12 protein-coding genes and 1 pseudogene are annotated in these 10,281 nt (G+C 60.7%); 4 read left to right on the top strand and 9 right to left on the bottom strand.

Features of this window, described 5'->3' with window-relative positions; translation table 11 throughout:
- Positions 1-279: 279 nt before the first annotated feature.
- The 7 genes from AC1DVH_RS20565 to AC1DVH_RS20535 all read right to left on the bottom strand — a co-directional run bounded on the left by AC1DVH_RS20565 (position 280) and on the right by AC1DVH_RS20535 (position 7,826).
- Positions 280-1,785, bottom strand: coding sequence for a YdgA family protein (locus AC1DVH_RS20565; RefSeq protein WP_477755340.1), 1,506 nt, complete (start codon positions 1,783-1,785; stop codon positions 280-282).
- A gap of 280 nt (positions 1,786-2,065) precedes the next feature.
- Positions 2,066-2,701 (bottom strand): NADH:ubiquinone oxidoreductase subunit N, encoded by a 636-nt coding sequence (locus AC1DVH_RS20560; protein ID WP_116264423.1) that lies wholly within the window; start codon positions 2,699-2,701, stop codon positions 2,066-2,068.
- Positions 2,702-2,793: 92 nt separating this feature from the next.
- The gene (locus AC1DVH_RS20555) at positions 2,794-4,242 is read right to left on the bottom strand and encodes an efflux transporter outer membrane subunit (RefSeq protein ID WP_477755339.1); all 1,449 of its coding nucleotides are present in this window, start codon (positions 4,240-4,242) and stop codon (positions 2,794-2,796) included.
- Positions 4,239-5,126, bottom strand: a complete 888-nt coding sequence (locus AC1DVH_RS20550) for an efflux RND transporter periplasmic adaptor subunit (RefSeq protein WP_477755338.1) — start codon at positions 5,124-5,126, stop codon at positions 4,239-4,241. The genes AC1DVH_RS20555 and AC1DVH_RS20550 overlap by 4 nt, the downstream gene beginning before the upstream one ends.
- Complete coding sequence (locus tag AC1DVH_RS20545) at positions 5,123-5,332, bottom strand: DUF1656 domain-containing protein (protein ID WP_046040693.1); 210 nt, start codon at positions 5,330-5,332, stop codon at positions 5,123-5,125. Before AC1DVH_RS20545 ends, AC1DVH_RS20550 begins: the two co-directional genes overlap by 4 nt.
- Positions 5,329-7,401, bottom strand: coding sequence for an FUSC family protein (locus tag AC1DVH_RS20540; RefSeq protein WP_477755337.1), 2,073 nt, complete (start codon positions 7,399-7,401; stop codon positions 5,329-5,331). The genes AC1DVH_RS20545 and AC1DVH_RS20540 overlap by 4 nt, the downstream gene beginning before the upstream one ends.
- Positions 7,398-7,826 carry a MarR family winged helix-turn-helix transcriptional regulator gene (locus AC1DVH_RS20535; RefSeq protein ID WP_095945024.1) on the bottom strand — a complete coding sequence of 143 codons (429 nt, stop codon included), beginning with the start codon at positions 7,824-7,826 and terminating at the stop codon, positions 7,398-7,400. The genes AC1DVH_RS20540 and AC1DVH_RS20535 overlap by 4 nt, the downstream gene beginning before the upstream one ends.
- Positions 7,827-8,025: 199 nt before the next feature.
- Between AC1DVH_RS20535 and AC1DVH_RS20530 the strand changes: the two genes are divergently transcribed.
- Both AC1DVH_RS20530 and AC1DVH_RS20525 read left to right on the top strand, forming a co-directional pair.
- The gene (locus tag AC1DVH_RS20530; RefSeq protein ID WP_477755336.1) at positions 8,026-8,304 is read left to right on the top strand and encodes an antitoxin of toxin-antitoxin stability system; all 279 of its coding nucleotides are present in this window, start codon (positions 8,026-8,028) and stop codon (positions 8,302-8,304) included.
- On the top strand, positions 8,301-8,582 hold the full coding sequence (locus AC1DVH_RS20525) for a type II toxin-antitoxin system RelE/ParE family toxin (RefSeq protein WP_477755335.1): 282 nt from the start codon (positions 8,301-8,303) through the stop codon (positions 8,580-8,582). The genes AC1DVH_RS20530 and AC1DVH_RS20525 overlap by 4 nt, the downstream gene beginning before the upstream one ends.
- Before the next feature lie 4 nt (positions 8,583-8,586).
- On the opposite strand, the gene AC1DVH_RS20520 is transcribed toward AC1DVH_RS20525, so the two are convergent.
- Positions 8,587-8,832: a DUF2789 domain-containing protein gene (locus AC1DVH_RS20520; protein WP_223461330.1), complete on the bottom strand. Its 246-nt coding sequence runs from the start codon at positions 8,830-8,832 to the stop codon at positions 8,587-8,589.
- A gap of 145 nt (positions 8,833-8,977) precedes the next feature.
- On the bottom strand, positions 8,978-9,439 hold the full coding sequence (locus AC1DVH_RS20515; protein ID WP_046040686.1) for an aminoacyl-tRNA deacylase: 462 nt from the start codon (positions 9,437-9,439) through the stop codon (positions 8,978-8,980).
- Between the two features lie 199 nt (positions 9,440-9,638).
- On the opposite strand from AC1DVH_RS20515, the gene AC1DVH_RS20510 reads away from it, so the two are divergent.
- Positions 9,639-10,172 (top strand): NfeD family protein, encoded by a 534-nt coding sequence (locus AC1DVH_RS20510; protein ID WP_477755334.1) that lies wholly within the window; start codon positions 9,639-9,641, stop codon positions 10,170-10,172.
- Positions 10,173-10,174: 2 nt separating this feature from the next.
- Positions 10,175-10,281 (top strand): annotated as a pseudogene (locus tag AC1DVH_RS20505) (slipin family protein); the annotation flags it as partial.

Raw genomic sequence — 10,281 nt, 5'->3', positions numbered from 1 at the left:
GCTCGAAGCTKATTTGGAATGACCAAACYRCGCTTCTCGCGCCTTGCCCTGCACAACAGCAGGCCCGGCCCTTCGGGTTGTGCCTTAAARCKGGCCAKGCTGCGTTGCAGGCCTTGGAAAGGGAACAACCATTYCCAGCGGCCTACGCCTTGCCTGGCCAGCTTTAAGGCGACAACGCGGTRGGGAAACTAATTGAGAACGCCCCCTAGATGCCGGACAGCAAAACGCCCGGCGTCTGCACGATGCAAAGGCCGGGCGTTGCCGGGTACACGACCGCCGTTATTCGGTGGCATTAGCCCCCGCGAACTTGCTCATCACAAAACCGGCAAACTCCTCGACGGTCATTTTCTGGCCGTTGAAGTCCACCTGATCGTTGGCGTAATGCAAGTTGGTGACGATGTTGTTGCCGTCCAGTTTTGCCAGTTGGCTGCCGACCGCCATGCTGCTGAACATGTCTGCGGTGGCCGTGGCCTGGTCGGCAATCAGCTTGGCATCGGTCTGACCGTCGATTTGCGATTGCACGGTAAGCACATCGACCAGCATGGGCTTGGACACTTGCAGTTTGAAGTCCAGCAGCGCAATCAGCTGCCTGACCAACTGATCGGTCGGCAGATCGATGGCTTGCGGCTTGGTCAGGTCGAGCACCATATTGGCGCGGCTCTCACCGTTGACGGTGTTGAACGACAGGTTTTCCAGGGCCACTTGCGGACCGGCCGCCAGCAGTTTTTCCAGGCTGGACTTGAGCAGTGCTTCTTCGGCTTCGGTCAGTTTCAGCTCCGGTGCCGGCAGCCCGGCCGCCGTCGCTTCCGCTGCCGCCCTTTCATACGGCTGCAGTTTGCTCTGGTAAACCTGCATTAACGACAGGGTGGCCGGAATGTCGAGGTTCTTCAGGCTCATGGCCAGCGCACCGGAACCGATGGTCTTGCCGTTCAGGGACACTTCGCCGACCTTGTAATCGGCACGCCCGGAGGCGTTGCTGCCCGATTCTCCGGTCAGGTTTTTCATCTCGAATTTCTTGAAGTCCAGCACCGACTGCTTGGCGCCAAAGGTCGATTTGCCGCTGGCCAGTTCAAGGACGTTTTCGCCAGTGTAGAAACCGTAGGTACTTTTTGTCAGGTTGCTGGCCAGGGTCAGGCCGTTCAATTCAACCTGCACCGGTGCCTGGTCTTCGGACACGGTGGCCACTTTCAGGCTGTCCATGTAACCGTTGGCCTTGACCTTCTGCGCCTGGGCGCTGGCATCGACGTCCATGCTCAAGCCGGAGAACTTCATGCTCGACTTGTCATCCAGGGCCATTTCCAGCGGCTGCAACTCGAAGGTGCCATTGGTAGCGTTGTCATAGCCGATATTGACCACGCCGGTCAGCGGGGATTTGTCCTTGGCGGCGGCAAACCACTTCTCGGTGGACGGGGTCTTTTCCAGTTCGTAGTGACTGGTCGCCAAGACAGGCAACCACTTCAGCGACATCAGCCGCGAGAACGGCAACGGGCCGTGTTCGATATGATCGACAAACAGCAACTCGACCGGCGCTTCGCCGAACATTTCGCCTTCGCCCTTGAGGCGGTAGTGCGCGGTGCTGCTGAATACATGACGTTCCAGCGATACCAGTTCCAGCGACGCTGTGCCGTTGGAACCGACCATGGCCGCCTGCAATTCCTTGTTGGCATTGGCAATCGAGGTGTTCAACACACCTTCGAGCCTGGTGCCGGTGAACCAGGCTCCGCCTGCGCTGATGGCACCGATTGCGACAACGATTCCCAGTAGCACGCCTGCTGATTTATTCATGTATGACCCGTTCAATGTCCGTTGTTGAAAGTGAGGTCGTCTTCCCTGAACCCATGACGGATTGCAGCTCGACTGTGCTGAAAGTGGAATGCAGGTTAGCACCGGGCGCGACGAACGGCCCAATGATTAAAGGTGAAAGAGTGTTTTGGGGTAGTTCGCACGGTTCAAGATTTTCGGCGGTCATACTATTGCGTTCGCTGGCAAGCCAGCTCCTACAGGGATCACCTTGTACCGTAGGAGCTGGCTTGCCAGCGAAGGCGTCAGTCTTGCCACCACTAAATCAGGAATACTGGACCTCGATCTCATCAAGCTGATGATCGAAGCTTTTGAGCCGCGCAGTCCAGGTGTACACCAGCACTTCGAAGTCGCGGTTGATCACCGCCCCGCCCGTCACTTCCGCACGCGGGTCGCAGACGTCCAGTTGATAACGTTCGCGGGCCATGGCCGTGGCGACATCGGCCAGCTCCCGAGCATTGCTGAGCCAGTGCCGACCGTCGTCAGCCACCTGCCGGTCCAGCGCCAGGCATTGTTTTTTAAGGCTCTCGAGGCTTTTTTCCAGTGGCGTGCCGGTCAATTCGCCCATGACTTCCTGAAACGTGCGCCCCGGTTGCCAGTAACTGCCCCAGAAATAACGGTCGAACACCGTTTCGACACGACGCAATGCCACCTTGGTGTCCCAGATCAGGACCAGGGTCTTGCCTTGTTCGAGTTGTCTTTTCTTGATGCGTTGATTCTGGACCGAGGCCCAGGCCACCACCGCAATGGACATCACGGCAATCAGCGCGACGGCACTGTCGAGGAACGCCAGAGCCTTGTCGATCTGGTGGGCCAGCATGATGCCGTAGAAATAGGTGGCCGACAGCAGCACTAATGCCACGATGGCGCACCAGAAGCCGAGAGCATAAGGGTTTTTCATTCTTGGTTTCCCCCTGACCTGCGCGTGCCTTGTGCGAAGAAAGGGCGCTTTGCACGGGCGCCCGTCCAACACTTCAAAGCATAGCAACGGCCTCAGGGTTTGCCGGAGTTCGACGCTTGCGTTCGTCCGCTTTCCCAGCCGCCGCCCAGCGCAAGGAACAAATCGATCTGGCTTGCGGCAACCTGAGTGTTCGCGGCCGCCAGTTGCGCGGTGACATCGATGTAGGTGCGAGTGGCTTGCAGGTCGGCCAGGAACGAGGCGCGTCCGGCCTGGAAGAAGCGGTGGGTCTGGTCGGCCGCCAGTTTCGCCGATTGCTCGGCGTCCGCCAAGGCATCGCGACGTTGCAATAACGCGGTGTATTGGGCGAGGCCGGTCTGGGTTTCACGAATGGCGTTGAGCACCACCCCATCGAAATGCGCCAGCGTCGCCTGGGTCACCGCCTCGGCCTCGCGGATGCGCGCCCGGGCGCCGTTGGTCGGCACCTTCCAGGTCAGCGACGGGCCGAAGCCCCAGCGGTTGGTAGACGGGTCGCCGAGATCGTCCAGGATACCGACGGTACCGATGGTCGCGCCGATACTGATATTCGGGTACAGCTCACCCGTGGCGACGCCAATACCGGCCGTCGCGGCCGCCAGCCGCCGCTCAGCCTGCCGCACATCCGGGCGACGCTTGAGCAACGCGGCGCCATCGCCCACCGGAATCAATTGCGCGATTTTTGGCAGTTCGTCGCAGGTGGCGGTGCCGGCCGGCAGTTGTTCCACGGGTTTGGCCAGCAACATCGACAAGCGATACAGCCCGGCCTGACGTGAGGCCTCATAACGCGGCATGTCGGCGCGCAGGGATTTGAATTGGGTTTGCGAGCGGGTGACCTGGGTTTCATCGCCACGTCCGGCATCGCGCAGGCGCTGGATCAGCGTGGTGCTCTGGGCTTGCAGATCGAGGGAATGCTGGGCGATTTCCCGCTCTTCATTGGCCGCACACACTTGTGTGTAGGCGCGAACTACATCGGCCACCACGGTGATGCGTGCAGTATCGGCGGCGGCCTGCGTCGCATCGGCATTGGCCTTGGCCGCTTCGATGCCACGTTGCAAAGTGCCGAACAAGTCGAACTGGTACGACGCGCTGATGCCGATATCGCCGATGTTGGCCACCGGTACTTTTTCCGGTATCAGGAAGGCCTGGCCGGACTCCTGCAAGCGCTGGGCACCCATCTGCACGCCGCCGCTCCAGCCGCCCGCCGCTTGCGCCTCATCGACCTGAGCGCGAGACCGCGACAAGCTGGCCGCCGCCACGCGCAAATCAGTGTTGGAGGCCATGGCCTGCTGCACCAACTGGTCGAGTCGCGGGTCCTGATACAAACGCCACCAATCGGCCGGCACCGGCGCGGACACCACCGTTTTGCCGTCGACCGCCAGATCGCCCTGGAAGTCTGGACGATGGACGGCCGCCTCTTCGGGCAAATGATAATCCGGCCCGACCATCTGACACGCCGACAGCAGCAAGCCTAATCCGGCGACTGCCAAACCCGAGGCCTTGCTCATTGCGCCGGCTCCCGTTTCTGATCGTCGATGATCGATACCGTGGCGGTGCGCCCGGCGATCATGCGGAAATCTTCCGGCACGTCATCGAAGGCAATCCGCACCGGAATCCGCTGGGCCAGCCGCACCCAGCTGAAGGCCGGGTTGACGTTGGGCAGCAGGTTGTTGCCGCTGGTGCGGTCGCGATCCTYGATACCGGCGACGATGCTCTCCACATGCCCGCGCAGGCGCGCATTGTCGCCGATCACCCGGATGTCGACGCTCTGGCCGATGTGGATGCCGTTCAGTTTGGTTTCTTCGAAATAGCCATCGATATGGAACGAGTTGCTGTCGACCACCGACAACACCGGACGCCCGGCGCTGACGAACTCCTGGGCCCGTGGCGCGCGGTCGTTGACGTAGCCGTCCACCGGGCTGCGGATCACCGAGCGGTCGAGGTTGAGCTGCGCGCTGTCCACCGCCACCTGGGCTTCCATCAACGCCACCTGGGCGCGGGCCACTTTTGACTGGCTTTCTTCCAGTTGCTCACCCGGCACCAGGTTGCCAAGACCCTTGTTCCGCTTGGCCTCGCGCTGGGCCTGGGCCATGGTTTCTTCGCGGTCGGCGACTGCTGCTTTCGCCTGGCGCAGGGCCAGCTTGAAGCGGTCAGGATCGATGCTGAACAGCACCTGGCCGCGCTTGACCAACTGGTTGTCGCGCACCTCCACTTGCTGGATCAGCCCGGACACGTCCGGCGCTATTTGCACGATGTCGGCACGGATGTGCCCGTCGCGGGTCCAGGGCGCGAACATGTAATACATCACCATGCGCCAGACCACGACAACGGCGAAGCTCACGATCAGCAGGGTCAACACAACGCGACCCAGGGTTAGAAACGGTTTTTTCATGTCATCAGGTATCGACTGAGTGAGTCCACGGCGCCAAGCAGCAAGGCGTAGAGGGCCACGTTGAACAATGCCCGGTGCCAGACCAGACGGTAAAAGTGCAGGCGCGTCAGCACCCCGTGCACCAACAGGTACAACACATACGTAATGCCCATCAGCACCAGCAGCGTGGGCAGGAACACCCCGCTCATATCCAGGTCACCGATCATAAAGGTGCTCCATCAATGCCATGGGGAAGCGGTTCTTCGGGCTCGGCGGCACCAACGAATTCGACGCCGGGCAACAATGCCAGGCGCAGGCCGCTCAGGGCGTGCAGCAAATGCCGACGGGTTTCATCATCGCCGGCACCGCTGAGGGCACGACGCGTGCGGTCGAGGGTCATCAGCAACGGGCTCGGTGCCTGCAAGCGCTCACCGGCCTTGAGACAGGCCTTGAAGTACTCGCCAACCTCGGCCACCACCTGGCGCAGCAGCACCTGCGGCACACCGAGGACCCGCGGCGTATAAGCGAGCAGGTCCAACAGATTCAGCGCCACCCGCACTTCCCGCAGCGCCACGCCGGAGTCCTGGCCGGTCATGGCCAGGCGCGGCAGATGCTGCATCAGCCGATCGAGCATCCGTATGCCCAGAAGCCGATGCTCGGACAACGTCGCCGGCTCGGAGAGGCTGACGATGTCACGCCAGCTGAAACGGGTCAGGCGCTTGGCTGCCAGTTCGGCACCGAACGGCCGGGCGATCAGGGTCCAGATGAATGCGAACAGCAAACCCATGGGGCCGGCCAGATTGGAGTTGGCGAAACTGAGGAAGTCCGCGTCGTAAGCGCCCTGAATGCTGATGAAGGACGAGGTGTTGACCAGGGTCAGCAGCATGCCCAGGTAAAACTGCGGCTTGACCGTCAGGGTGCCGACGCAAATGAAAGGCACGGCAAACGCCAGCACCAGCATCGGAAAGTCATGCAGGTTGGGCAGCACCAGAAACAGATAAAGGCTGGCGAACACCACCGACATCGCCGTCCAGAAAAAGAACCGGTAAATCTGCGGCGCCGGGTCGTCCATCGAGGCAAAGAAGCTGCACGCCACCGCCGCCAGGATCACGGCGCTGCCGCCATCGGTCCAGCCGAGCAGAATCCACAACACCGAAGCGACGATTATCGCGGTGACGGTGGAAGCAGCGGAATAGAACATCAGGCCGCGATCCAGAAAAGGGGATAGCCGTCCCAGCCGCCAGTGCCGATACACCGCGCGCCAGCTGTCCTGGCTTTCGCACTGAATGGCGTATTGCAGGCTGCGGCAGTCTTGCCACAAATCGATCCACTCGCCGAGACGGTAAATGGCGTTGGAGAACAGCAGTTGCTTGCGGTCATCCAGCGCTTCGGGAGCCGGTTGCAGGGCCTCAAGTTGATACTTAAGGGCTTGCCAGCGGACGAGATCGGCATCCTTGTGTTCGAGCCATTCGGTGGTGGCCGTCAGCAATGGCGCGAACTTGTCCACAAGCTCGGGGGTGCGCCGTTCCAGGGCGTAAAGCGCGTCGTCGAGGGCATCGATCACTGGCAACAGGTGAATCATCCGTCCGCGCAATTCCTTGGTATTGCGCACTGTCTGCGGACGCGAGCCTTCGTGGGGCAACTGACCGATCATCAACTCCAGGGAGTTGAACGTGGCGACCATCGATGCCCGCAACGCGCTGACTTCTTCAGGCTGCACGTTGCGGCTGAGGAAGCGCAGGCTGTAGGTCGAGGCATCGGCAAACCATTTGCTCACCGAATCATTGAACACCGGCGCCAGGCGCCGGGGCCAGAACATCGCACCGACCACCGCCGCCACAGCGATGCCGAGAAAGATTTCTTCGGTCCGCGCTTCGGCCACGTCCCACACCCCCAGCGGGTTATTCACCACCGGCAGGGCGATCAACGGCAAGGTGTAACCGGCGAGCATCAACGCGTAGTTGTTGGCCGTGCGCAAATGCAGGGACAGAAACAGCAGCGTCCCGGTCCACAGCGCAATCACCACCACCAGCACGTAGGGGCTCTGCACGAACATTGGCACAAACAGAACCGCCGCCGCAGCGCCGATAAAGGTGCCAACCGCCCGGTACAACGCCTTGGAACTGGTAGGGCCGAGAAACGGACTGGAAACGATGTACACCGTGGCCATCGCCCAGTACGGACGCGGCATTTGCATGAGCAGGGCGATGTACAGCGCGATCATCGATGCGGCGAAAGTGCGGACTCCGTAGAACCAGTCCCGCGCCGTGGGCATGCCAGAGAAAAATCCGTTCAAGAGTTGGCCACCGATGGCGGCGTGGCCGCTTCAAAAGCTCTCAGTACCCGCAGCGTAGCTTCCAGATCACTCGGGGCAATGCCTTCGAGTACTTCGTGGCGCAAGCGCACCAGTTCCACTTCGACCGCCTGCACCAGCTCCCGACCGGTTTCGGTCAGGCTCAGGCATTTGGCGCGGCGATCCTGTGCATCTTCGGTGCGGCAAACGTAGCCGCCATGACACAACTGATCGAGCAAGCGTACCAGCGACGGRCTCTCCATCCCTGCTGCCTGGGCCACCGTCACCTGGCGCACACCCTCGCCCAGACGCCCGATCATCAACAGCGGGACGGCGCAGGCTTCGGAGATTCCATAGTTGGCCAGCGTGGTCTGGCAGATTTTGCGCCAATGCCTGGCGGCCACCACCATGGCGCTGCTGATGTTCATCTGGAGAACGTCGAGGTTATTCGGCACGAGGGAAAACACACACTGTTAGTTTGCTAACTATCAATATGGCATTGGAGAGGATTTTCCGTCAAGTTTTGAAACAAATTCGCTTCCATCCGTCGCGAAGCCATAGGGGGTGAACCAGCCACCGTACTGAAGATGTATATACTTTGTCAGTAAGACAACCGAGAAGGCAGCCATGTCGAAACCAGCCGTTTTTACAATGAAACTTGAGTCTGAATTGCGTGAACAGTTCATGGCAGAGGCAGAAGCCGCTCATCGCCCCGCCTCGCAAATCGTTCGGGAAATGATGCGTCAGTTTGTTCAAACGCAGCGGGAGGCTCGCGAGTACGAAGCATTCCTGCAGCGCAAGGTCGACACCGCACGCGCTTCGATGCGCGCCGGCGACGGGCTGACAAATGAGGAAATCGAGGCAGAGTTCGCTGCCAGGCGCAGGCGGGCCGAGCTACAGGAATGAAAATAATATGGACGAAAGAAGCAGCACAGGACCGTGCAGACATTTGGGATTACCTGCATGCCGTTAACCCGAAAGCAGCCATCGACATGGACTACCGGTTCAGCGATGCGCTATCCCGGCTTGCCCAATACCCGGAAAGCGGCCCTGCCGGGATCATTTCAGGCACTCGCGAGCTGATCCCATATCAGAGTTACCGCATTGTTTATGAACAGGGACTGGACGCCATCTGGATACTCGCCTTGGTCCATACCTCCCGACAGTGGCCGCCCGGACGATGACGATTCACACCCCCCGCCCCTTCCTCAACAGCACATCCAGCTGATCCACCACTTCGGCCCAATCCGCGTCATCGAGTATCTCTTCACGCAGAAGGTCCGCCTGGCTCGGGCTCCAGAAAAATGCATCCGCAAGGTGCAGCTCCGGTTTGAGCGGTGAATGGGTGGCGATGAATTTATCAATGCTTTCGGCATCGTCCGGCAGGCCAAGTTGCTTGAACAGGGATGGAAGGTTGTGGGTCGGGTTTTCCATGACGAACTCCTGATGACCAATTTAGGGACCGCTGCGCGGTCATCGTCGGAACGCCGCCCGGAGCAAGCTCGCTCCCACAGGAAAATGCGTTCCCCCTGTGGGAGCGAGCTTGCTCGCGATGACGGCAGCATTGACGAAACAAAACTCAATGACTCAACTCCCGCACCTCGGCATGCGGCACCATTTTCAGAAACTCTGGCATGTCCATGCGCACCAGATTGACGTGGTTGCCGGCCTCCAGATAGATGTCTTTCTGCCGGGTCAGCATCGGATCGATCACCACCTCCAACCCATAGGACTCACCCAGCGCCGGTACGGCACCGCGTTCGCAATCATCGAAAAGGTGCGCCAGGTTGCTTTCGCGGGAAACCTGCCACTCACCGCTGCTGCGGACTTTGCTCAGGTCCAGGTGACGGCTGGCGGGCAGCACGGCCATCAGGTAATGCCCATGGTGATCGTCGAGGATCACCGATTTGGCCACCCGTTCGGCAGGAATACCTGCGACCCGTGCCGTTTCGAGGCTGCTGGCCGAGTGTGGGTGGCTGACGATGTCATACTCGCATTGAGCCTTTTCCAGGCTTCGCTGCACGGTTCTTGCCATACGCATGATGCACCTCGGTGTCCGCCATGACCGCCGGCGGACGATGGTTAAAGTTTTGCTTGCGTAGTAAAAGTCTAGGCCCGTCCGCGCGATCCGGCGGGAAATCCGCCCATCGGATGTCGACGGCAGTTGAGCAAAATTCATACCGGCCAAGGCTCAACTAAACTGTATGCAGAGCCACTCCACGACTCTCCCGGAGGGTCAAGTGAACACGCGTTGGTGTGCAGTTGCGTTGCTGTTGGCGTTGAGCGGATCGGCCTGCGCCGCCGACACGGTTGTGTTGCTGGTGCCCAACCCCATCGGGATCTGGCTGATCACCTTCGGCCTCGCGTTTCTGATCGCCGAGGCTGCCTTGCCCAATTACGGTGTGATCGGCCTGGGCGGCATCGTGATGTTCGTGATCGGCGCGGTGATCCTGACCAATACCGATGTGCCCGAGCCGCTAATGATCGGCCTGGGACTGGTCAGCGCGCTGTTGCTGATCTACCTGGTGTTTCACGCCCTGAAGACCCGACCGCGCCACACCGTCAGCGGTGATGCCGGGCTGGTCGGCAGCGAAACGCCGGTCACGTCAGTGCAGCTCGGCAACGCCTATGGCGGCTGGGTTCATCTGCAAGGAGAACGATGGCAAGTGCTCAGCGCGACGCCACTGCAACCCGGACAACGGGTACGGGTGGTGGGGCGCAAGGGTTTGCTGCTGCAAGTGGCCGCGGCTGACGCGGCGTCGGGCGGAGAATAGTCATGGGTTTGCAATTGGGTCTTGTCGCGCTGCTGCTATTGCTCATCGCACTGGCGGGGGCGACGTTTCGCATCCTGCGCGAGTACGAGCGCGGCGTAGTGTTCCAGCT

It is taken from the genome of Pseudomonas sp. P4_C3 (genome assembly GCF_056402075.1).
Note: the sequence above shows the minus strand (reverse complement) of the source record. Positions and strands in the feature narration are given on the sequence as shown.

What these genes read in the sequence shown, in the direction of transcription:
- AC1DVH_RS20515 (WP_046040686.1), bottom strand. Translation starts at nt 9,439, where the DNA reads ATGCGTATGGCAAGAACCGTGCAGCGAAGCCTGGAAAAGGCTCAATGC.
- AC1DVH_RS20520 (WP_223461330.1), bottom strand. Translation starts at nt 8,832, where the DNA reads ATGGAAAACCCGACCCACAACCTTCCATCCCTGTTCAAGCAACTTGGC.
- AC1DVH_RS20560 (WP_116264423.1), bottom strand. Translation starts at nt 2,701, where the DNA reads ATGAAAAACCCTTATGCTCTCGGCTTCTGGTGCGCCATCGTGGCATTA.
- AC1DVH_RS20525 (WP_477755335.1), top strand. Translation starts at nt 8,301, where the DNA reads ATGAAAATAATATGGACGAAAGAAGCAGCACAGGACCGTGCAGACATT.
- AC1DVH_RS20530 (WP_477755336.1), top strand. Translation starts at nt 8,026, where the DNA reads ATGTCGAAACCAGCCGTTTTTACAATGAAACTTGAGTCTGAATTGCGT.
- AC1DVH_RS20555 (WP_477755339.1), bottom strand. Translation starts at nt 4,242, where the DNA reads ATGAGCAAGGCCTCGGGTTTGGCAGTCGCCGGATTAGGCTTGCTGCTG.
- AC1DVH_RS20545 (WP_046040693.1), bottom strand. Translation starts at nt 5,332, where the DNA reads ATGATCGGTGACCTGGATATGAGCGGGGTGTTCCTGCCCACGCTGCTG.
- AC1DVH_RS20565 (WP_477755340.1), bottom strand. Translation starts at nt 1,785, where the DNA reads ATGAATAAATCAGCAGGCGTGCTACTGGGAATCGTTGTCGCAATCGGT.